Genomic DNA, 22,445 nt, shown 5'->3' on the forward strand with positions numbered 1-22,445 from the left:
AGGAGGGTTATTCATTTAATTGCTTTACAGCTTATTTAGAAGCAGTTCCCTGCCCTTTTTTATAGGCATCTACACCACACTCCAGCCACTGCGCAAATTCCTTGGCACTGGGGGTATAGCCTTTTGTTTTTGTCAGTATTTTCTGATCGGGGCTGATGATCGCATACTGCGGTTGTGCTACTGCATCAAAATTTTCTGACTGAAAAGTAGCCCATTTGTCCCCCACCGTAATGATCTTCTTTTGCGAACCGGTTTTGGTAGTGAAATCAACCTGTTGTGTAGCAGGTAACGTCCTTCTTTCATCTACATACAGCGATACAATGATGAATTTATCCTTTATCAGTTCGCCTACCTTTTCATCGGTCCATACGTTCTCTTCCATGCGGCGGCAGTTTACACAGGCCCAACCGGTAAAGTCTATCAATACAGGTTTGTTTTCCTTTTTAGCCCGCGCCAATGCTTCCTGGTAATCATTTCGCAAGGGTTCAATTCCCTTTTCACAGTTCACCGGGTTCTTATACAGACTGTAGCAAAGCGGTGGCGGAAAACCACTGATCAGTCCCAGGTTGGCACTGTGCGTATTGGTTAAACCGGGTATCACATACAGGGTGGCAGCACTAAACAAAACAATAAACGCGATCCTTGTTTTGCTGAACTTTTTAACCGGGCTGTCGTGCGGGAATTTGATCTTACCCAACAGGTACAACACGATACAAATGCCTACTATTACCCAGATGCCGATAAATACTTCTCTTTTTAGTATGCCCCATTGTTTTACCAGGTCGGCATTCGATAAAAACTTCACGGCCATGGCCAGTTCTAAAAAGCCCAACACCACCTTTACACTGCCCAACCAGCCACCCGCTTTGGGCAACGATTGTAACCAACCGGGAAACATGGCGAATAAAGCAAATGGCAGCGCCAGGGCGAGACCAAAACCTGCCAGGCCTACTGTTAACGGCCACGCACCTTCAGCCGCTGTACCAGCCAGTAATGAGCCCAGGATGGGGCCAGTACAGGAGAAGGAAACTATGGCCAGGGTCATGGCCATAAAGAAGATGCCGCCCAGGCTGCTCATGCCCGATTTGGAATCAATTTTATTGGCAAGCCCGCTGGGCAAACCGATCTCAAAATACCCAAAGAACGAAATGGCAAAGAACACGAAAATGAGAAAGAAGGTAATGTTCAGCCAGATGTTGGTACTGATGTTATTGAGTATCTCGGGGTTTACACCGCTTACCAGATGGAACGGAATACTCAGTAAAATATAGATCAGGAAAATAGAGAATCCGTACATGATAGCATTGGATACTCCTTTCTTTTTGTCTTTCGATTGTTTGGTAAAGAACGATACCGTTAATGGGATCAACGGGAACACACAGGGTGTAAATAAGGCTATAAAGCCACCTAGCATACCCAGAAAGAAAATGCTCAGCATACCTTTGCCGCCAGTATTCTCGTCGCCACATCCGCTTACCGGGTGTTTCAGATCGAACGATTTTACCAGGATGTCATTGGTTGCAGCTACCCCGCCTTCGAGTGGCACAGAGAACGCACAAGCATTTAACGGATAGAACTCATCGCCCTTTCCATAAGTATAACGAAACGTACCCAACAGCTTCGCCGGCACATCGCCGGTAAAGGTTACCGTTGCGGTAAATGCGGCTTTTCCTTCGTAGATCTTAAAGGAGGCATTGTCAAAAATGGGATTTTTGAATGCTTTGTTATCGCCTGTTTCTTTAAAAGGCCTGGTTATTTGTATGGAAGAATCGGCCAACTCCAATTCAGCAGCAGGCACATCGCTGATCACCTCATTGACGCCATATAATTGCCATTTGGGGTTGCCGGTTGTTGTGAAAGTTAATTCGTATACTTTATCCTGTACTTTTTTACCGGATACTTCCCATTGATAAGCAGTTGAATCCTGTCCCTTAACCACAGTGGAGTTAATAAAAAGCAGCACTATTAAGCTCCATAGAAAATGTTTCATAAAACAGATACTGGTTGATTTAAAAAAACAAACGAGTTCTTTCAATAAGAACCCGTTTATATCATTGTTAACTTACATTACACAGTTTTAACCACCGATGGCAACAGAAAAAGTTGTTTCTGATGGCGGTAAACATTTTTCATCGTTACAAACCATGTACTCCACTTTACCAGCCACATTAGTTTTTGCTGCGGATCTTGTTTTAACTACCTGTATAAATTCAACCTTGTTTTCGTAATACCGTACTTCTCCACCCCATACTTCTTCGCTCTTCTTTATCAGTTTACCATTTTCTTTTGGTGTGCCATCCATGGCAACCAATGGGTTTTTGGTAAAAGTAAAGGAAGTAGCAATAGGTCCGTCTACTCCTACATTTTGAGAATAAATATGCCAGTTGCCGGTGACAGTAGCTGTCGCATGCAATTCATATGTTTTATCGGCTATTTTCTTGCTTGAAAACGCCCATTTAACCTGGGTATTTGACTGTGCAAAAGACACAGCACTGATCATCATTACAAAAAGAGAGAGCAGAGTTACCTTCATGTTGTTTTGTTTACTTATTAAAACAGTTTACCTGTTCCAAAAGTCTAAGAAAATATCTTAATAATTTTCTAAAAATTTACCAACGCAGCTTTTTGATTGGCAACGGCGTTCGCTCCAATGATCAATGACTCTAAAACAATGCGGCCATCGGTATTTCCCAGAGAATCGTTCGTTGCTCTTTCGGGATGCGGCATCATGCCAAACACATTGCGTCCTTCATTACATATTCCGGCAATATTGCGAATGGCACCATTGGGGTTGCTCAGTTGTGTTATTTCGCCACTTTCATTGCAATAACGATATATTACCTGGTTGTTTTTCTCCAGTTTATCTAATGTGGCTTCATCGGCAAAATATCTTCCTTCGCCATGGGCGATCGGTATTTTCAGTGCTTTATCAGCTCCTACGCCTTTAATGTGGACGTTCTTGCAAATAAATTGTTGATTGGCATTGCGTAATAACGCGCCGGGCAACAAATGCGCCTCACATAATATTTGGAAGCCATTACAAACCCCCAGCACCTTGCCGCCTTTATTGGCAAATTCAATCACACTTTGCATAATAGGGCTGAACCGGGCAACGGCGCCAGTACGCAGGTAATCGCCATAAGAAAAGCCGCCTGGCAGTACAATACAGTCATCTGTAGTGAACATGCTGAGGTCCTTTTCTTTGTGCCATAACATGATTACTTCCTGATTCAGATCATTTTGCAAGGCATCCTGCATATCGCGATCGCAATTGGAACCGGGGAAAACTACAACACCAAATTTCATTAGCGGGTATTTATTGATTTAAGCGGGTATTTATACAAACAAGGTGCAAAGATAACATAAGTTGCGGTTACAGGTTTCAAGTTACATGTTACAGGGAGCCATATTAAGAATTTCCTTGAAACCTGGAACCCAGAACCTGAAACAGCAATTATAAAACGATAATTTTCAACCTATTAGATAAGCCAGTAATTAAGATAGATCGCATAGCCAAACAAGATCCAGTGAATGATCATGGGCAGGCGGCGGGAATTGATGTAATAGTAAGCGGCGGCATGAAAGGCCGTAATAGGCACCGAACACAGCATCCAGCTGATGTAATTATTGCCGCCATCGGCCATAATGATCAGCATGGCCATGATCAGGTACAACAACAACAGGCTCCAGCTTTTACGTACGTGGATATACATTTTATTGAGGTTCGCCTGTACATAATACCCCCCGATTATAAACGGCACAATCAGCAGGGTAATACTGATGGTGGTGTAAACGGAGGAGGGGATAGCGGGCAAACCAATGTTGAAAACCGGTTTTATCTTGTTCCAGTCCCATTTATTGCCCAGGTACAACACCAGCGCCAGGAAATAATACGGCATGGTGATCCCCAGTACATTGATGGCCCATTCCCGCAGGCGGAAAGGCCGCATAATAAACAGGGCCAGTAATACCAGCAGCACAAATACAACCGCTGGTTTGTATAATAAGGTAACAATACCCATTTGTATCCCAATTCCCAAAATGGCTGCCGCCGGTTTTTGAATAGTGGGCAGTGTGGTCATGCGGTAAAAGGTCCAGATCAGGAAGGTATTGGCCAGCAGGGGTGCCGAAAAGTAGTTCCACTCCACAAAAAGTGAAGTGGTGAGCATGTGCGCCATGGCCGGCAGGTAATTGGGCCGCGGTAATAACTTCTGGTCGTTACAAATGCGGTTGAATAAAAGCGCCTGGCCATACAGCAGTAAAAACGTGATGAGCACATACAATACCCCTGGTATATGCAGGGGCTTTAGCCACTCTATAAGCCAGTTGTATAAAAAGTGATCTTCCGGTTGTTGTATTGGACCGGCAGGGTGCAGAAAGCAGTTAAATTTCAGAACTAAACCATAAACCAGCAATAACACAATATTGCTGGAGGTTTTTTGCTTGAATATTCCTGTCACTCAAACAATAATTTAAAATTCAATTTTGGCGAAAGTAAGATAGTTTCTGTACTGACATGGAACGATAATAGAGCTGGCGCTGATCTGCTTTGCCAGCCTGGGCATGAATTCCACGCCTCTTTCCAGGTTTTTCAACGTGGGATGCCGGGTTATTTTACCATCGGCGCCTACGCTGTGATCGTTCAACAACAGGGTCCTGCGTTCGTATAAATTAAATAAAAAATGCAACTCGCCGCCGGTATTCATCAGTGTGTGCGATACCAACGCATCTGTTTCATCGTCAAATTGCGTTTTGGAGATCACATTGCTCCATTGCAGGGTTTCATCCTTGTCGAACGACAGTACCATGATGTTTTCTGCATGGTACCGGGTAGCAGCCGAACCTCCATACCGGTTCCACGGCGACCGCCAGGGACTATAGTAAGGCGACCAGTAACTATAATCGAGTGGCGACGACCAGGGATTGTTATAATACAGATAATCCCACCTATTAAACGTACCGCCCCGCGATGTAGTATACATGGATTCGGCGGTAAGTATATAACCGCCGTCGCGTTTTATGATAATATCACTAATGAAATAGTCATTAAAGGCTATGCGCAGGTTGGCATCGGGCCCCTTGGCCTGTTTGCGCAGGTCGTCATTGAAGGTGAGCATTATTTCCTTCAGCACCGAATCGGCCGTTTTATCCCAGATCACGGTGTACAATCCTTCTACATTTCCCCGTTTTTGTTTATAATACAGCGCCGAAAACACATAACGCTTGTTTGTATTATCGATTTTCACCTTCACCTCATCCAGCACCCGTTCGTCTTTGTGGTTTAGGTCCCTGACGGTGAACTTCTCCTCCCCTGCCTTTTTAGTGACCAGTTCCAGGTTGGTGATGTAATCGCTCCCGTTCTTTCGAATAAACTTGCCGAAGACCATGTCACCATCGTTATCGAGCAGAAAATCGGTAAAGTAATCGTTCCGCTCTTCCATGGTCATGCTCATATGGTGCTTGTTCTGCAATTGCATTTCAGAATTATACAACTGGGTGGTAAACAGGAAGTTTTTCGGGTTCTTGTTATTGATCTTGAATACCATGATCTTTTGCTTGTCGTCGCTGAAGATGGTGCTGTATAATTTGTTGCTGGCAGCCCAGCCGATACGGGTAGTATCCAACTCTACGGGCTCGGTCAGGCGTTTGGCATTGGCATCGAGCTTAACCGCCATGCAATAGACAATACTTCTGCGCTGAAACTGGTAGATCATCCAAACGTGATCGGTGTAGGGCACAAAATCCACATTGATCCACCGGTCGTCTAACGCATCCACTTTCACCCGGTCGAGCAATTTCATCTCCTGGTTGTAAACACTGATGGCGTTTTCGTTGCGGTTATTTTTAAAAACAAGCACATTCTGCCCAATTTTACCGATGATCTCAAAATCTGTACGGCGGCTGTCTTCCCGTTCTGCTTCGGAATAAGTGATCTTCTGAGCGGTACTGATTGTGGAAAAGGCAACCAGCAACAGCGTTACCAGGAACGCCTGTCGCCCGATTTTTTCGCAATATTTCGTCATGATGGTGAAATACATGTTATATGCCAAATTACTGATTGTTAAACGGCTGCCCAAACTTTCAATATAAATTTAAGCATTCATTTTTCCTGATTCACAAACAACCCAAACTGCATAAATTTCGTTCCCTTAATGATTTGACGTTATAAAACCGTGGAGAATTAATTTTTTTACGTATACCTTTGTATCAGCGCGCCCCGGGTTACTAACCCGGGGTTCTATTATTTTTACAAAAAACCCTTTGATAAACGGGATAAGCGACAACTACCGTGGGCAATAAATTAAATAAAGTAACAGTTGCCACTTTACTAATTGCGTTAGGAATTATTTATGGCGATATAGGAACATCTCCATTATACGTACTGACAGCAATTACAGGTGGCCGGACGATAGATGAAAGATTGATTCTGGGTTCATTGTCCTGTATTATCTGGACACTCACCCTGCAAACCACTCTCAAATACGTAGTGCTTACCCTTAAAGCCGATAACCGCGGCGAAGGGGGCATATTTTCGTTATACGCACTGGTGCGACGGCAAAGAAGGTGGCTGGTACTGCCCGCCATGCTGGGGGGCGCTGCCCTGTTGGCCGACGGTATGATCACTCCACCCATTTCGGTTACCTCCGCCATCGAAGGTTTACGCAATATCAAGGCCCTTGGCCATATTGAAGATAATACCATTGTTTATATTGTTATTGCCATCTTAAGCGTACTGTTCTTTCTGCAGCAATTCGGTACCGCATCCATAGGCAAAATGTTCGGACCCATCATGTTCTGCTGGTTCTGTATGCTGGGTTTACTGGGCGCCTCTCACCTGCTGGACGACATGCATATTTTTAAAGCACTCAGCCCTTATTACGCAATAGATTTACTGGCTAATTATCCCAAAGGCTTCTGGCTGTTAGGAGCCGTTTTCCTTTGTACAACCGGGGCCGAAGCCCTGTATAGTGACCTGGGCCACTGCGGCCGGGCCAACATCCGGTATTCCTGGATCTTTGTTAAAAGCACGCTGATCCTGAACTACCTGGGCCAGGGCGCTTTCCTGCTTTCGAACTACCATGGTAAAGTAATCACCCACGATATGATCAGTGCCGGGTTCAACCCGTTCTACGCTATTATGCCGCACTGGTTTTTGATCCCGGGCATTTTAATATCCACTGCCGCAGCCATCATTGCGAGCCAGGCCCTTATCAGCGGGTCGTTTACGCTTATCAGTGAAGCCATGCGGTTGAACCTGTGGCCAAAGCTGAAGATCAATTACCCCACCGAAGAAAGGGGCCAGCTGTATATACCCGGCATAAATATGCTGTTGTTTGTGGGTTGTGTGGGCATGGTGTTATACTTTAAAAAATCCAGCAATATGGATGCGGCCTATGGTTTGGCCATCACCATCTGTATGCTCGCCACTACCATCCTGTTTGCGAACTTTCTGGTAAGCCGACGGGCCAAACCTATTTGGATCTATATGTTCCTCATAGTTTATTTCACCCTGGAACTGTCGTTCCTGTTCGCCAACCTGGAGAAATTCCCCCATGGTGGTTTTGTAACCCTGCTGGTAGGCGGCTGTCTGTTCTTTGTAATGTACATCTGGTACCGCAGCCGTAAGATCAAGAACCGGTATGTGGAGTTTGTTCGCCTGGAACATTATATCCCCCAGATCCAGGAATTGAGCAACGACAAAACCGTACCCAAGTACGCCACCCACCTGGTATACCTTACCAGTGCCAATAACCCCAAGGAAATTGAGCATAAGATCATTTATTCCATCCTGAATAAAAAGCCCAAACGGGCCGATATCTACTGGTTTGTGCACGTCGATACCCTCGACGATCCCTATACCTGCGAGTATTCGGTAGATCATATTATCCCCAATGACATCATCAGGGTTGAGTTCCGCTTAGGGTTCAGAATGGAGCCCAAGATCAACCTCATGTTCCGCAAAGTGGTGGCCGACCTGGTTGCCAATAAAGAGGTGAATATTACCAGCCGGTACGAAAGCCTGGAACGGAACAATGTGGTAGGCGATTTCCAGTTCATTGTAATGGAAAAATATCTGAGCCAGGATATCGAACTGCCTTTCTTCGAGAAGATGATCATGCGCCTGTACTTCATGGTGAAGGAATACAGCCTGTCGGAAGAACGCGGTTTTGGTTTGGATGTCAGCAACGTGACCATCGAAAAATTCCCGCTTATAGTAGCGCCGGTACCCAACCTGAACCTGAAAAGGGTTTATCACGGCGAAGAAAGTTTGTAAATTCAAAGGGCAGAAGGCAGAGGGCAAAGATGAAATACAGTAACTTGTAAACTGTAACCATAACTATTGCCAACTTTCGTTTACTATATTGCCGGAAGCCTGTTGCTATTAACGATAGTAGCTTATTTCATCCAGGACCGTTTTATCTTCAAACCTGAAAGATTACCTCCCGATTTTCAGTTCCGGTACGATGTGCCCTTCAATGAATTAAATTTTGATGTATCCCCCGGTGTGCGCATCAATGGGCTGCACTTTTACCGTGCCGAACCCAAGGGACTGATCCTGTATTTTCATGGCAATACCCGCAGTATAAAAGGCTGGGCTAAGTATGCCCGTGATTTTTACCGGTACGATTACGATGTGGTACTGGTTGATTACCGGGGGTTTGGCAAAAGTACCGGCAAACGCAGTGAAAAGGATATGCTGGATGACATGCAGTTTGTTTATAATGTTTTAATTGGCAAGTATCCCGAACACCACATTATTGTCTATGACCGCAGCATCGGCAGTGGTTTTGCCGCCAAGATCGCATCAGACAACAAACCGCGCTACCTGATCCTGGATTCCCCTTATTATAATTTCCGTATTGTGGTAAAACGGTTCCTGCCCATTTTGCCTGTAAACTGGGTATTACGATATCACCTGCGCACCGATAAATGGATCCGCCACGTAAACTGCCATACCTATATCATTCATGGTACCCGCGACCGCCTGATCCCTCTCAAACACAGCGAAAAACTGCAGGCCATCAACCCCAATAAAATTACCCTCATCCGAATCGTTGGCGGCCGTCATAATAACCTGCCTTCCTTTCCTGAGTATCATAATTTTATCAGGGACATACTAAAATATTGATAGTTCCACTCCACGCAGGAGTATTATCTTGCAGCCCAGTTATGAAAAAGAAGATCCTCTTCCGCTGGCTTAAAGTATTCATTCTCATATATTGTACTATTGGGATTGCCATTTATTACGGGCAGGACAAAATCCTCTTCCATCCGCAGGAATTATCCGAACATTCGCAATACACCTTTCCTTATCCTTTTAAGGAAGTTAACCTCCCATACTCGCAAAAGTCGAACATCAACATCATTCAATTCGCGGCCAATCAACCGCAGCCCAAAGGAGTGGTGTTGTATTTTCATGGCAATAAGGAAAACATCGCCCATTATGCGAAGGCAGCCCCCGATTTTACCAGCCGGGGATATGAGGTGTGGATGATCGACTATCCCGGATATGGCAAAAGCACCGGTGCTTTTACTGAACAGCAGTTGTATGACTGGTCGCTGGTATTTTACAAACTGGCGCAGGCAAAGTATTCGAAGGACAGCATCATTTTATACGGAAAATCAATGGGTACCGGTATTGCGGCCCAGCTGGCCACCCTGCGCGATTGTAAAACACTGATCCTGGAATCACCGTATTACAGTTTTCCTTCCCTTATCGGCAGCTGGCTGCCGGTATACCCCGTTAACAATATGATCAAGTTTAAAATTCCTACCTGGCAATACCTGAAGGAGATCACCAATCCGGTGGTTATATTCCATGGTACGGATGACAATACCATTCCTATCCGCAATTGCAATCAATTGAAGCCGTATTTAAAACCGCAGGATGTGTTTGTTACCATTGAAGGTGGACATCATAATGATTTACCTGCGTTCCCGGTGTATAAACAAAAAATGGATTCGTTACTTAAATAGGCACCACATTCAAATCCTTATTCAGTTTTATTTTATCAGGTATTGCATTAATGATCTCCTCCTTCAGCGCTTCGATCAATCGCTTTTTTACAAAATCGCGGTGCACTACAATACTTACTTCGCGCATGGGCGCGGGCTTTTTAAAATGCCTGATCAATTGAGATTGGCGGGTCGTCATATCGAGTGTAGAGAGCTCGGGTAATATGGTGATGCCGTCGTTCAGTTCCACCATCCGGCGGAGGGTTTCAATACTGCCCGCTTCGTATTCGAAATGGGTGCCCATTTCACTGGCGCGGCGTAATTCGCACAGGTTTACGATCTGCGAACGGAAACAATGCCCCTCTTCCAGCAACCATAATTTCTCGGGGTCAATGTCCTGCGGCAATACATACGTTTTTTTATACGCTACATTTTTACGGGAAACATAGGCCAGCATTTCCTCATAAAACAATACATGTTCCTTGATGCCATTTTCCTGTAAAGGCGTTACCAGAATACCGACATCGATGCGGCCTTCCCGCAGGCGGGTAACAATGTATTCTGTCATCAGTTCCTGCACCACCAGTTTTATATGCGGGTATTTTTTGTAGAAGCTCTGGATGAACAGGGGGAGTAAATAGGGCGCCAGGGTGGGTATAATACCGATGCGCAGTTCCCCCGTGAGGATACCTTTTTTGGTTTGAACCAGCTCGTTGATCACGTTTTTCTCCGACAGAATGCGGCGTGCCTGCTCAATGATCTCTATACCAATTTCAGTAGGCACAACAGGTTGTTTACTGCGATCGAAGAGCTTTACACCCAATTCTTCTTCTAGTTTTTGTACCTGCATGCTTAGGGTAGGCTGGGTAACAAAACAATGCTCGGCAGCGGAGGCAAAATGCCGGTATGTATCTACTGCTACCACATATTCCAACTGTACAAAGGTCATAAATAGATTTTATCTATGGTTCTATAATATTAATCAATTTGCTTTATAAACAAAATTATAGAACATTTGTGAAGCAATCTAATCTTTCATTATAGCAACAGCACAGGAGAAAATTATAGCTTGGATAGTTTGACAATTAAAGGGTGTGTTCCATCATGGCGGAATGCACCTTTTTTAATTTGACAGGCAAGTTATATAAACAACAAACCCGCCTATTGGGGCGGGCAAAATTTACATGTAGAACGTTGTACCTAAAACTTTGAACTTAAAACTATAGCCTTAACTTCCGCATCCACCACCACAGCCTCCGCATCCGCCGCCACAGCTGCTGCCACATCCACCACCGCCATCACCGCCACTGCTACAGCTGCTGCAACTACTGACGTTGAGATCATTTCCTGCGACCTTGTTATGGTTCAGGACGGGGTAAGGTGCAAAGATGCTTGCCAGCAGGGCGCCTTCCGCAAACCATACGATGGCGCTGTCGCCCTTTTGTGCGAAACTGGATACTACATAATCATCATACAACGTATTCACTCCTTTATTGTTCTTTGTAAGCACTTCTACTTTATCGAGTACTATTCTTTTTCGCGATAAGTACTCTGAAACAAGGTAGCAAACAAACGAGTAACCCATCATTTCCGCGATGAGGTAACTTACCGGTCTTTCGTGGTATAACCCCTGACAGAATCTCGCTATCCCCACTGCAAAAGGAATAATCAGCAGATTGTATCTTTTGATGAAAGACTCTTTGCGATAAGCCAGTAAGTACAGCTTTTGCAAAGCCGGGTGTTTCGCGGTCTCTTCATTGAACCAATTATTGACTATTCCTTCATAACTGGTACTGTCGTTGGGCTCATTTAGCAACCCGGTTATCAGCGGATTCTGTTCATTGTCCACCGCATGGTACCTGTTTTTATGAACCAGGAATCTTTTATCAACAGTAAGCTCGATCAGATTCCTTCGTATCAGGTCTATGATGGCCGTTTGCACAGCCCGGTGTTTACCATAGAGGAGTTGGGCGGTTTGATAAATAGTAGCATCAGTGGGAAAGTGTTCATCTGCCAGTTTTTGTAAAGGCCGGCATTTGTCTGCCTGAAGAATGATATAGCTAATAATACAACTTAGTGCCAGCCACGGAAAGAAGGATAAAAACTGGGGCCCCGTGAGTGCAAAAGGAAATAAAACGTTGTGCTGAATGGCACTTGCAATGAGCGGGAGACTTAACAATGTTACAATAAGAACTAATACTTCATTTCGGATATGCCAGGCCGGTTCTCGTATTGGCAATTCATTTTGCGGTGGCGGCCAAATGTCATCTGGCGGTGGTGAGCCAAAAACCGACTCATACAGGAGTAAGGTTTCGGCATACCAATCATGGTGTTTGTGGTCTTCTTCATCCCCTCCCCGGGATGGATGGTGGTGAATGTCTTTGTTGAGTGTGTTTTTACACAAGTCGATCCAATAGGATTTTGTGTACGTGAGGTGCAGGTGCCATGCTTCGTCTACAACCTGTGAAGGCGAAGCGCCATTTGGAGAGATACAACACAAGAAGAGGAATTTCCGGTATTCTTCAATGACCCGTTCTGTAAAGAATGGTAACCAGTTTTGCTTTGCAGCCAGTTTGTGAGAGAAAGTAATTGCTGCATTGGGGTCATCGAGTGGAAATTGTTGAATACTACTCCAAAGGCCAGTGTGTTCTTCAATTTTCATAATTCTGACTTTGGTTATACAAAGGTATAACGGAGTTATTCAACCGTGCAAGGAAAACTATATTACCAAAATGTTAAGTACCGTGGAACCTGTGGAACTGTATAAATGGCGCGTGGAACTCCCGTGGAACTTAAGACAAAGTGAAACTTCGCGTGCCCACTCACCACTCACAACTCAACTAATCAACACTGTCTTCGATTTTCCCACCTTCAACTTGTACCCAACTCCTACCTTCAGCGCATAATTCTCTTTCTCATGGCTTACAGGGAAGTCAAAGCAAACCGGATAATCGTATTCCTTCACTATATCGCGGATAATTTCATACACTGTTTGTCCGAATGGCCGTTCGGTATCTTTGGTATCGGTAAAACCGCCAATGATCAGTCCGGCAAGTTTTTCCAGTTTACCACTGCGTTTTAACTGGTGCATCATGCGATCGATATTGTAGATGTATTCGCCCACATCTTCCAGGAACAGGATCCGCCCTTTTGTTTTTATATCGGAAGCTGTTCCTACCAAATGCGCCAGCAATGCCAGGTTGCCGCCTATGAGCTCGCCTATGGCTTCGCCCTTTCTGTTAAAGGCATGGCCGGCCACTTCATACTTTATGCTTCCTCCTTCCATTACATGCTTCAGCGATTGTACATATTCGTTCTTATAACCGTCGTTGTTAAAAGCTCCGGCCATGGGTGCATGCAGGGTAGCAATGCCATAGTTGGCATAGATATGGGAATGCAGCACGGTTATATCGCTAAACCCGATCACCCACTTCGGGTTCTTCTTAAATTTTTTGAAACTGATGTGATCGATAATACGGCTTAAGCCATAACCCCCACGGGCGCAGAGCACGGCCTTCACATCATCATCGTCCAGGATCTGTTGAAAATTGATGAGCCGTTCCTCATCGGTACCGGAAAAGTAAGTAGTGGAATGGCTGCCAACGGTAGTGCCTACTTTTACTTTGTAACCCCATTCTTTCAATACATCGATACAGGTTTGCGCTTTTTCAATTGCCATATATCCTGAAGGACATACCAAAGCTATTGTATCACCCGGCTGTAAATAAGGAGGAACTTTTACCATTGTTGTTGTTATTACGAATGCGCAAAAATAAGCAAACCATTTCACGCTTAAATTTCCCGCAGTATTACATCTTCATTAGAAACGGTCAGCTGGTGTTTAACCCCGCATTTTAATGCATAATTATTCCGCTGGTGGCCAACGGGAAAGTCGAAACACACAGGATAATGGTAATCTTTCACCTTTTCCAGCACAATATCCTGAATGGTGCGGCCAAACTCTTCACCGGGATCGTCGGGCTTTATCTTAAAACCACCCACTATCAGTCCGGCCAGTTTTTCCAGCTTGCCGGTACGTTTCAGGTTCCAGAACATGCGGTCGATGCTGTACAGGTATTCCCCGGTATCTTCCACAAACAGGATCTTATTGGTGGTACGCAGATCGGATTTGGTACCGGCCAGCGTTTCAATAAGCTTCAGGTTTCCCCCAATGAGGGTACCCTCGGCCCTGCCCGGTTTATTCAGTGGATTTACCGGTACGGTATACTTCATCTTCTGCCCGGTAAGGGCCTGTTTTATGCTGAGGATCGTTTCTATTTGAATGGGTTCGGCTTTATTCCAGTCATCGGGAAAACTGTTACACATTTTAGAGTGAATGGAGGCAATGCCATAATTCCGGTTCAGGTGGCAGTGCAAAACGGTAATATCGCTGAAGCCGATGATCCATTTGGGGTGGGCAACCAGTTTGGTGAAATCCAATTTATCGATGATCCGGACAAAGCCATAGCCCCCACGGGCACACATAATGGCTTTTACTTTGGGGTCGTCGATCATTTGTTGAAAATCGTGCGCCCGTTCTTCATCGGTACCGCCGAATGTAAAATCCTTTTTTCCTACCGTATCCCCCACCTTTATGTTGAACCCCCACTCTATCATTTGCAACATCGCCGGTTGTATTTCAGGCAGGGTAATAAAGCCGGCCGGACAGGTAATACCAATTGTATCGCCGGGTTTTAAATAGCGGGGCAGAACAGGCGCCGGAGCATCGGAGTCGCCATCGCTACACCACGCAGACCAACCAGGCAAAGGCAAACCGGCTACCAGGAACGAGGATAAAAAATATTTACGGTTCATGTACTTAGATATGATTTTTAAATATAGCTGAAAGTTTTATGCTACAGGAATCTAAAACACTAAATTTACTTTCATGTACGGACGTTTTATTCAAGCCATATTTGTTGCTGTGGCCCTTGTTGGCTGGGTAGTATACCAGCTGGCTATACGCAAAAAGCGTTTTTCTGAAATATCGGGCGATGCGCTGTTCATTGTGTTTTTTGTGGCCGTTTGGTTTGGCATTTGTTACTGGGTGCTTAACTAACATTTTACCTAAATCTTTCTTTTCCCAACCTTTTCAACTCTTCCCTTCGTCTGTAAGCAATACACCTCTGCACGGCAACCGCGTCGCGGCCCTCTCCTTCCGCCAGCTGGCGAAGCCGGGGAAGGCCGATAACCTCGAACGAAGAACTCAGAACCCAGAACTAAGAACCTGGAACCGGAAAACCTGTACCCTGCAACGGGTAACTGGCAACCGGTAACCGGAAACTCGTTATTTTTGCAATCCACCTTCGTGCCCTCCTACTCCAACAGTTGGCGGATTCGGCGGGCACAAAAGGTTGATAGTCAGAAATACTAAAGAGGATTACCAAAATGAGCAATTTTAAGCGCTATTTAGTCACAGCGGCCCTGCCATACGCCAATGGCCCGGTGCACATCGGTCACCTGGCAGGCTGCTATTTACCGGCTGATATTTACGTGCGTTACCAACGGGCGCAGAAAAGAGATATCAAATTCATTGGTGGCAGTGATGAACATGGGGTTCCCATTACCATTCGCGCCATGAAAGAAGGCGTAACGCCGCAACAAGTTGTAGATAAATACCATGCCCTGATCAAAGAAAGTATGGAACAGATGGGCATTTCTTTCGATATCTATTCCCGTACCAGCAACCAGGTGCACCACGAAACTGCAGCTGCTTTTTTCAAAAAGCTGTACGACGATGGACTGTTCGAGGAAAAAGAGACCGAACAATTTTATGATGAAAAAACCAATACGTTCCTGGCCGACCGGTACATTACCGGTACCTGTCCCATTTGCGCCAATCCCAATGCGTATGGCGATCAGTGCGAACGTTGCGGTTCTTCCTTAAGTCCTGAGCAATTGATCCAGCCGCGCAGCACCCTCAGCGATGCTGTGCCGGTAAAACGGAAAACCAAACACTGGTATTTCCCGCTGCAAAACTATGAGGAATGGCTGAAGGGCTGGATCCTGGAAGGCCATACCGAATGGAAAAACAACGTATACGGACAGTGTAAAAGCTGGCTCGACAGCGGCCTGCAAAGCCGCGCCATGACGCGCGACAGCAGTTGGGGCATCAAGGTTCCCCTGCCCGATACCGAAGGCAAAGTGCTGTACGTATGGTTCGATGCGCCAATCGGGTATATTTCCGCTACTAAAGAATTAACCGAGGAATGGGCTGATTACTGGTGCCAGGAAGACACCAAACTGGTACACTTTATCGGAAAAGACAATATCGTTTTCCACTGTATCATTTTCCCCGCAATGTTAAAAGCACACGGTGGATTTGTACTGCCCGATAACGTACCGGCCAATGAGTTCCTGAACATTGAAGGCGATAAAGTAAGCACCAGCCGCAACTGGGCGGTTTGGGTGCATGAATATATACAGGATTTCCCTGGTTGCGAAGATGTATTGCGGTATGTGCTTTGCAGCAATGCCCCTGAAACCAAGGATAATGATTTTACCTGGAAGGATTTTCAGGACCGTAATAACAGCGAACTGGTTAGTATCTTCGGCAACTTCGTGAACCGGGCACTTGTGCTGATGCATAAATTGTGCGGTGGCAAAGTTCCCCCATTGCATACCGATGTACTGGACAACACCGACAAAAACATACTGGCAGAGTTTGAGATTGCTAAAACCAGAGTGGAAGAAAGTATCGAGAACTTCAAATTCCGCGATGCCCTGTTCGAAGTCATTGACCTGGCCCGTAAAGGCAACAAATACATGCAGGAAAAAGAACCCTGGATCGTTGCCAAACGCCTGGAGTCAGATCCTGAAGCACAAAAGCTGATCGACAACTGTTTGCATATCTGTTTACAGTTAACCGCCAACCTGGCGATCCTGATCAATCCTTTTCTGCCCACCACGGCTAAAAAAATGCTGCACCTGATGAAGGTGGTGGAAAAAATGCTGGATTGGGAAAATGCCGGTAAAACAAAATTGCTGAGTGTGGGTTATAGCTTACGTGCACCAGAGTTACTGTTCCGGAAAATTGAAGATGATGAAATAACAGCACAGGTCGCCAAATTAAAAGCCGGACTTATTAAACCGGCACAACCCGCGGAAACAAAACCAGCCACCGACGCCGATACACAACCTGATGCCCTGAAAGCACAGATCGTATACGACGATTTTGCCAAACTCGATCTTCGGGTAGGCACCATTGTGGCTGCAGAAAAAGTACCAAAAGCTGATAAGCTCTTAAAATTACAGGTTGACCTGGGTTTTGAAACCCGTACCATCGTATCGGGTATCGCAGAACATTTTCAACCCGATAACATCATCAATAAACAGGTGGTGGTGGTAGCCAACCTGGCCCCCCGCAAAATGCGCGGTATCGAAAGCAATGGCATGATATTGATGGCGGAAGACAAAGCAGGCAAACTGCATTTCGTCAATCCCATCGATGCTATCGACAACGGTTCTTCAGTAAGCTAAATAGTTTATTCACCATTGTGCCCCACTTGTTTTGCATAATGGCAAAGCAAGTGGGGTTCTTTTTTAAAATACTATTATATGAAAATCGGATTTATTGGATTGGGAAATCTGGGCACGCCCATAGCAGAGAACATCCTGGAAAGCGGTCATGAGTTGTATGTATACAACCGCACGGCTTCCAAAACAAAACCATTGGTTGACAAAGGCGCTATCGAGGTTGGATCGGTAAAAGCACTGGCCGCAGCATGTGCGTTCATCATTACCATGGTATCTGATGATAAAGCTTTGCAAACAATCACAGAAGGCGCTGATGGATTAGTGGCCAATATGCAGCCCGGCGGTGTACACCTTTCCATGAGCACCATATTACCACTTACCGCAGAAGAGTTAAGCAAACTGCATACACAAAACGGCTCCCAATACCTGGCCACCCCAGTGTTTGGCCGGCCCGATGCGGCACGCGCCCGTAAACTGAATTTTGTGGTATCTGGTGATGCCAAACTGCGTCAGCAATTTGAACAGTTGTTAAAAGATGCCGGTGGCGCCGGCGTGTGGGATTTTGGCGACAGCATCACAGCCGCCAATACCGTTAAATTATGCGGCAACTTTACTATCGCCGCTGCCATGGAAGCCATTGGCGAAAGCGCCGCCCTGGCCAGCAATAGTGGCGTTGATGCCCAAAAGATGTGGGCCTTCTTCTCCCAAACTATTTTCAATACCCCCTTATACCAGAACTACAGCAGGATCATCGTTAACCAGCAGTTTACACCCGCCGCCTTTAGTATGCAGCTGGGGTTAAAAGACCTTAACCTGGTTTTATCACAAGCCGAACAGGTTCAACAAAACATGCCATTGGCTGATCTATTGAAACGCCATATGCAGGAAGTGATTAAAAAAGATCCCGAGATTGACTGGAGTGCGGTATCGCAGGGAGGAAATAATTAAAGGCACTAGGCAGTGGGCAGTAGGCAGTGGGCAGTAGGAAATAACACTGTTCAGAATTCTATGTTCTTGCTTTTAGTTGCCGCGACAATGCTTTTGCCCTCTGCCTTTTCCCCATTGCCTACTGTCCACTGCCAACTGCCCTTCCCTACGGTATCAACACCACAATAATATCCATCACATTAGTATGTGTTGGCCCGGTAATAACATGCCCGCCGGTTTGATCAAAGAAGTTCCAGGAATCATTTTGAGTTAAATACTTTTCAGGTGACAGTCGCCGTTGGGCCGTCAGTTGTAATACCCCTTTATCAACTATGGCACCGGCAGCATTGGTTGGGCCATCGGTCCCATCGGTGCCGGCACTGAGTAAAACCGGCATTTGGCCGCCATCGGGGTAAGCTTGTTGTAACGCGATCATCGCAGCCAGGGCAAACTCCTGGTTACGGCCGCCTTTACCGGGGTTGTTGATGGTAACAGTTGTTTCGCCCCCCAATAATAAACAGGCAGGACGCGGCCCATCATACTGCTGTACCTGTGTTACCAGCTCCCGCGCCTTATCACGCGCCTCTCCTTTCAGCGAATCGGTTACTATCACAGGTGTATAATGTAACTCCCGGGCCATGGCAGCAGCGGCCTCCAGCGCAATGCGATTGGTGCCAATGAGGTAATTGAAGCTCTTTGTAAAAATGGGATCATCCGGTTTAGGGGTTTCTGCCACCTCTTTATTCAACCCTAAATGTAACCAACGGATGATACTCACCGGTAGTTTATCCGTCAACTGGTATTGGCGAACTATTTCCCAGGCATCGGCAAATGTACTGCGGTCGGCAACGGTTGGTCCGCTGGCAATGATATCGAGCGGGTCGCCGATCACATCGCTCAAAATAAAGCTGACCACCGTAGCCGGCCAGGCGGTGCGTAGGAGCTGCCCGCCTTTAATACCGGCCGATAAATGTTTTCGCACGGTATTCATTTCTTCAATGGTTGCCCCACATTGCAGCAGCTGGTTAAAAACAGCCTGCAGTTCGCTCAGGAGTATGCCGGGCGGACAATCAACCAGCAGCGCCGATGCGCCGCCGCTTATTAAAGCAATCACCACATCCCTTTCATTAGCATTTTTTAGCAACCGCATTATTTCCCGGCCGGCCTGTACACTGTTATCGTCAGGCACCGGGTGCGCCGCTTCTATGCACTGAATGGTCTTTAGTGGAAAGGTGTGTTCATACTTGGTAACAATGATACCGGCATCGATGCGGTTGCCCAAAATGCGCTCGGTTTCCCGGGCCATGGCGGCACTGGCTTTACCCGCCCCTATTACAAGTACCTTATTTAGATCAGGCTGTTTAAAAACCTGTTCGCCCAACTGCAGCTGCTGGTGCTGCCAGCGCATATGCCTGGGCAATAAATACTGCGGTTGAACGGCCCGCACCCCGGCTGTAAAAATTTTAAGCGCATCGTTACGCATGTTTATGGCAATTTTTTAACGGAGAGCCAATAACTTATACAAATACTTATCAAAAGTATAGTACTTATAAACCTGCTAAATTATAAAAAGCTCTTGGTTGCTTCGCAGAAATCATTATCTTTGGAAATAGTTGTTTAGCTAACTATTTTTTTATGACTAAACGAATCATTAAAAAAGTAGCTGTATTGGGCAGTGGTGTTATGGGATCGCGTATAGCCTGTCATTTCGCAGGTACTGGCGTTCAGGTGTTGTTATTAGATATGGTGCCGAAAGAAGCTGTGGAAAGCAATAACAAGACCGCCCGCAACAAACTGGTTAACGATGCGCTGCAAGCTGCTTTAAAAAGCAACCCTTCTCCTGTTTACACTAAGGATGTGGTGAAGAAGATCACCACCGGTAATTTCACTGATAACCTATCAGCTATTTCCGGGTGCGACTGGATCATTGAGGTAGTGGTAGAACGGCTTGACATCAAACAACAAATCTTTGCAGAAGTAGAAAAGTACCGAACGCCGGGCACGCTTATTACTTCCAACACCTCAGGTATTCCTATTCACCTGATGGCCGAAGGCCGAAGCGACGACTTCAAAAAACACTTCTGCGGCACGCACTTCTTCAATCCGCCCCGTTATTTACGGTTACTCGAAATAATTCCCACACCGCATACTGATGCAGCTGTAGTTGATTTTCTGATGCAATATGGTGACCTGTACTTAGGTAAAACCACCGTATTATGTAAGGACACACCTGCATTCATTGCTAATCGCATAGGCGTATACGGCATCATGGCCATCTTTGGCCTGGTTGATAAAATGGGATTGACCATCGACGAGATCGATGCGCTGACCGGCCCCATCATTGGCCGCCCCAAATCGGCCACGTTCAGAACAGCCGATGTGGTGGGTATCGATACCCTGGTAAAAGTAGCCAAAGGGGTGTATGATAATTGTCCCAATGATGAACACCGGGATACCTTTATTATACCTGCCTGGTTAGAGAAAATGGTAGCCAGCAATCAGCTGGGCGACAAAACCGGACAGGGCTTCTTCTCCAAGAAAAAGGGAGAGAAAGGGGAAAAGGAAATATTTACCCTCGATTTAAAAACATTTGAGTATAAACCCCGCGCCAAAGCAAAGTTTGCAACAGCTGAAGCGGCCAAACCCATCGATGACCTTAATACCAGGTTGAAGGCGCTGGTGGCGGGTGCCGATAAGGCCGGGGAGTTCTATCGTCATTTTCATTACGGACTGTTTTCGTATATCTCACACCGTATACCCGAGATCTCTGATGAGATCTATCGCGTAGACGACGCCATGATGGCCGGTTTTGGCTGGGAAATTGGCGCCTTCGAAAGCTGGGATGTACTGGGTGTTGAAGGCACGGTAAAGAAAATGAAGGAAGCCGGTTATGCTGTTGCCCCCTGGGTAAACGATATGCTGGCAGCCGGTGTAAAAAGCTTCTTCAAAGTTGAGAATGGCAAACGGCTGTATTATGATGTAGCCTCAAAATCGTATAGATCATTGCCCGGTGGCGATGCATTTATAGTGATGAAAAATTTTGAGAACCAGACCGTATGGAAAAACAGCAACTGCCGCCTCTACCATTTGGGTGATGATGTATTAGGATTGGAATGGAACACCAAAATGGGCAGTATTGGCGGGGAAGTGCTGGAAGCTATTCAAAAATCGATTGCTAAAGCGGAAGAAAAATACAAAGGACTGGTTATTGCCAATGACAGCCCCAACTTCAGTGCCGGCGCCAATGTAGGCATGATTTTTATGTTTGCAGTTGAGCAGGAATACGATGAGTTGGATATGGCCATTCGCATGTTCCAGAACACCATGATGCGGGCACGTTATTCCTCCGTGCCGGTAGTGGTAGCGCCTCATGCGCTGGCCCTGGGCGGCGCCTGTGAGTTGAGTTTGCATTCCGATAAAGTATGTGCGGCCGCTGAAACCTATATTGGGTTGGTGGAATTAGGCGTGGGCCTGATCCCCGGCGGTGGTGGCACCAAAGAATTTGTGTTACGTGCAGCCGATGAAATGCACGAAGACGAACCAGACACCATTACACTTAAAAACAGATTTCTTACCATAGCTACGGCCAAAGTGGCTACCTCAGCCGCAGAAGCATTTGAACTGGGCATTTTACGCAAAGGAAAAGATGAAGTAGTATTGAACCAGGGTCGGCGTATTGCGGAGGGCAAAAAGAGTGTGATAGAACTGTTCGACAGTGGGTATGTTACCCCGATACAACGCACCGATGTAAAAGTTCTGGGCCGTTCGGCACTGGGCGCTTTATATGCCGGTATTAATGGCATGTGGCGGGCAAACTACGCCACCGATCACGATGTAACGGTGGCTAAAAAGCTGGCCTACGTAATGTGTGGCGGCGATTTAAGTGAACAAACTTTAGTATCTGAACAATATTTACTGGATCTGGAACGGGAAGCCTTCCTCTCACTATGTGGCGAGAAGAAAACCCTGGAAAGAATTCAAAGCGTTTTAAAAGGCGGAAAGCCGATCCGCAATTGATAATCACAATTGATAACCAGGCGTCACATGAGAAAATTTGGCGTTCCGTTCAGTCGGGACGCCTTTTT

General features: G+C 46.0%; 17 protein-coding genes. 7 read left to right on the top strand and 10 right to left on the bottom strand.

What is annotated here, in order from left to right; genetic code table 11:
* Positions 1-31: 31 nt before the first annotated feature.
* The 5 genes from BMX95_RS31090 to BMX95_RS31110 form a co-directional block, all read right to left on the bottom strand.
* Positions 32-1,990: a protein-disulfide reductase DsbD family protein gene (locus tag BMX95_RS31090; RefSeq protein WP_081200806.1), complete on the bottom strand. Its 1,959-nt coding sequence runs from the start codon at positions 1,988-1,990 to the stop codon at positions 32-34.
* An 87-nt stretch (positions 1,991-2,077) separates the two neighbouring features.
* Complete coding sequence (locus tag BMX95_RS31095) at positions 2,078-2,533, bottom strand: protein-disulfide reductase DsbD domain-containing protein (protein ID WP_081200805.1); 456 nt, start codon at positions 2,531-2,533, stop codon at positions 2,078-2,080.
* Between the two features lie 68 nt (positions 2,534-2,601).
* Positions 2,602-3,306, bottom strand: coding sequence for a phosphoribosylformylglycinamidine synthase subunit PurQ (gene purQ, locus BMX95_RS31100; RefSeq protein ID WP_081200804.1), 705 nt, complete (start codon positions 3,304-3,306; stop codon positions 2,602-2,604).
* A 173-nt stretch (positions 3,307-3,479) separates the two neighbouring features.
* A complete protein-coding gene (locus tag BMX95_RS31105) occupies positions 3,480-4,460 on the bottom strand; it encodes a hypothetical protein (protein ID WP_081200803.1) in 981 nt (326 codons plus the stop codon).
* Between the two features lie 12 nt (positions 4,461-4,472).
* Positions 4,473-6,050 (bottom strand): hypothetical protein, encoded by a 1,578-nt coding sequence (locus BMX95_RS31110; protein ID WP_133053925.1) that lies wholly within the window; start codon positions 6,048-6,050, stop codon positions 4,473-4,475.
* A 239-nt stretch (positions 6,051-6,289) separates the two neighbouring features.
* Here BMX95_RS31110 and BMX95_RS31115 point away from each other — a divergent pair, with 239 nt between their 5' ends.
* From BMX95_RS31115 to BMX95_RS31125, 3 genes are all read left to right on the top strand, one after another.
* Positions 6,290-8,275 (top strand): KUP/HAK/KT family potassium transporter, encoded by a 1,986-nt coding sequence (locus BMX95_RS31115; RefSeq protein WP_081200801.1) that lies wholly within the window; start codon positions 6,290-6,292, stop codon positions 8,273-8,275.
* Positions 8,276-8,341: 66 nt separating this feature from the next.
* Positions 8,342-9,130, top strand: coding sequence for an alpha/beta hydrolase (locus BMX95_RS31120; protein ID WP_081200800.1), 789 nt, complete (start codon positions 8,342-8,344; stop codon positions 9,128-9,130).
* 41 nt (positions 9,131-9,171) lie between these two features.
* Positions 9,172-9,978 (top strand): alpha/beta hydrolase, encoded by an 807-nt coding sequence (locus tag BMX95_RS31125; protein WP_081200799.1) that lies wholly within the window; start codon positions 9,172-9,174, stop codon positions 9,976-9,978.
* Here BMX95_RS31125 and BMX95_RS31130 read toward each other — a convergent pair.
* The 4 genes from BMX95_RS31130 to BMX95_RS31145 all read right to left on the bottom strand — a co-directional run bounded on the left by BMX95_RS31130 (position 9,971) and on the right by BMX95_RS31145 (position 14,772).
* Positions 9,971-10,906: a hydrogen peroxide-inducible genes activator gene (locus BMX95_RS31130; RefSeq protein WP_081200798.1), complete on the bottom strand. Its 936-nt coding sequence runs from the start codon at positions 10,904-10,906 to the stop codon at positions 9,971-9,973. The genes BMX95_RS31125 and BMX95_RS31130 overlap by 8 nt on opposite strands.
* Before the next feature lie 279 nt (positions 10,907-11,185).
* Positions 11,186-12,619 carry a TIGR04222 domain-containing membrane protein gene (locus BMX95_RS31135; protein WP_081200797.1) on the bottom strand — a complete coding sequence of 478 codons (1,434 nt, stop codon included), beginning with the start codon at positions 12,617-12,619 and terminating at the stop codon, positions 11,186-11,188.
* 174 nt (positions 12,620-12,793) lie between these two features.
* Positions 12,794-13,702, bottom strand: a complete 909-nt coding sequence (locus tag BMX95_RS31140; RefSeq protein ID WP_081200796.1) for a S66 peptidase family protein — start codon at positions 13,700-13,702, stop codon at positions 12,794-12,796.
* Between the two features lie 47 nt (positions 13,703-13,749).
* Positions 13,750-14,772 carry a S66 peptidase family protein gene (locus BMX95_RS31145; protein ID WP_081200795.1) on the bottom strand — a complete coding sequence of 341 codons (1,023 nt, stop codon included), beginning with the start codon at positions 14,770-14,772 and terminating at the stop codon, positions 13,750-13,752.
* 73 nt (positions 14,773-14,845) lie between these two features.
* On the opposite strand from BMX95_RS31145, the gene BMX95_RS35150 reads away from it, so the two are divergent.
* The 3 genes from BMX95_RS35150 (at position 14,846) to BMX95_RS31155 (ending at position 18,381) form a co-directional block, all read left to right on the top strand.
* Complete coding sequence (locus tag BMX95_RS35150) at positions 14,846-15,016, top strand: hypothetical protein (protein ID WP_165758944.1); 171 nt, start codon at positions 14,846-14,848, stop codon at positions 15,014-15,016.
* A gap of 329 nt (positions 15,017-15,345) precedes the next feature.
* The gene (gene metG / locus BMX95_RS31150; protein WP_081200794.1) at positions 15,346-17,436 is read left to right on the top strand and encodes a methionine--tRNA ligase; all 2,091 of its coding nucleotides are present in this window, start codon (positions 15,346-15,348) and stop codon (positions 17,434-17,436) included.
* Between the two features lie 78 nt (positions 17,437-17,514).
* A complete protein-coding gene (locus BMX95_RS31155) occupies positions 17,515-18,381 on the top strand; it encodes an NAD(P)-dependent oxidoreductase (RefSeq protein WP_081200793.1) in 867 nt (288 codons plus the stop codon).
* Between the two features lie 145 nt (positions 18,382-18,526).
* On the opposite strand, the gene BMX95_RS31160 is transcribed toward BMX95_RS31155, so the two are convergent.
* Positions 18,527-19,843 (bottom strand): glycerate kinase type-2 family protein, encoded by a 1,317-nt coding sequence (locus BMX95_RS31160; RefSeq protein ID WP_081200792.1) that lies wholly within the window; start codon positions 19,841-19,843, stop codon positions 18,527-18,529.
* A gap of 152 nt (positions 19,844-19,995) precedes the next feature.
* On the opposite strand from BMX95_RS31160, the gene BMX95_RS31165 reads away from it, so the two are divergent.
* On the top strand, positions 19,996-22,377 hold the full coding sequence (locus BMX95_RS31165; protein WP_081200791.1) for a 3-hydroxyacyl-CoA dehydrogenase/enoyl-CoA hydratase family protein: 2,382 nt from the start codon (positions 19,996-19,998) through the stop codon (positions 22,375-22,377).
* Positions 22,378-22,445: the final 68 nt, after the last annotated feature.

The sequence above is a fragment of the Niastella yeongjuensis genome (genome assembly GCF_900110245.1).
GTDB lineage: Bacteria > Bacteroidota > Bacteroidia > Chitinophagales > Chitinophagaceae > Niastella > Niastella yeongjuensis.

What these genes read in the sequence shown, in the direction of transcription:
- BMX95_RS31140 (WP_081200796.1), bottom strand. Translation starts at nt 13,702, where the DNA reads ATGGTAAAAGTTCCTCCTTATTTACAGCCGGGTGATACAATAGCTTTG.
- purQ (WP_081200804.1), bottom strand. Translation starts at nt 3,306, where the DNA reads ATGAAATTTGGTGTTGTAGTTTTCCCCGGTTCCAATTGCGATCGCGAT.
- BMX95_RS31155 (WP_081200793.1), top strand. Translation starts at nt 17,515, where the DNA reads ATGAAAATCGGATTTATTGGATTGGGAAATCTGGGCACGCCCATAGCA.
- BMX95_RS31130 (WP_081200798.1), bottom strand. Translation starts at nt 10,906, where the DNA reads ATGACCTTTGTACAGTTGGAATATGTGGTAGCAGTAGATACATACCGG.
- BMX95_RS31135 (WP_081200797.1), bottom strand. Translation starts at nt 12,619, where the DNA reads ATGAAAATTGAAGAACACACTGGCCTTTGGAGTAGTATTCAACAATTT.
- BMX95_RS31145 (WP_081200795.1), bottom strand. Translation starts at nt 14,772, where the DNA reads ATGAACCGTAAATATTTTTTATCCTCGTTCCTGGTAGCCGGTTTGCCT.
- BMX95_RS35150 (WP_165758944.1), top strand. Translation starts at nt 14,846, where the DNA reads ATGTACGGACGTTTTATTCAAGCCATATTTGTTGCTGTGGCCCTTGTT.
- BMX95_RS31095 (WP_081200805.1), bottom strand. Translation starts at nt 2,533, where the DNA reads ATGAAGGTAACTCTGCTCTCTCTTTTTGTAATGATGATCAGTGCTGTG.
- metG (WP_081200794.1), top strand. Translation starts at nt 15,346, where the DNA reads ATGAGCAATTTTAAGCGCTATTTAGTCACAGCGGCCCTGCCATACGCC.
- BMX95_RS31165 (WP_081200791.1), top strand. Translation starts at nt 19,996, where the DNA reads ATGACTAAACGAATCATTAAAAAAGTAGCTGTATTGGGCAGTGGTGTT.
- BMX95_RS31160 (WP_081200792.1), bottom strand. Translation starts at nt 19,843, where the DNA reads ATGCGTAACGATGCGCTTAAAATTTTTACAGCCGGGGTGCGGGCCGTT.
- BMX95_RS31125 (WP_081200799.1), top strand. Translation starts at nt 9,172, where the DNA reads ATGAAAAAGAAGATCCTCTTCCGCTGGCTTAAAGTATTCATTCTCATA.
- BMX95_RS31090 (WP_081200806.1), bottom strand. Translation starts at nt 1,990, where the DNA reads ATGAAACATTTTCTATGGAGCTTAATAGTGCTGCTTTTTATTAACTCC.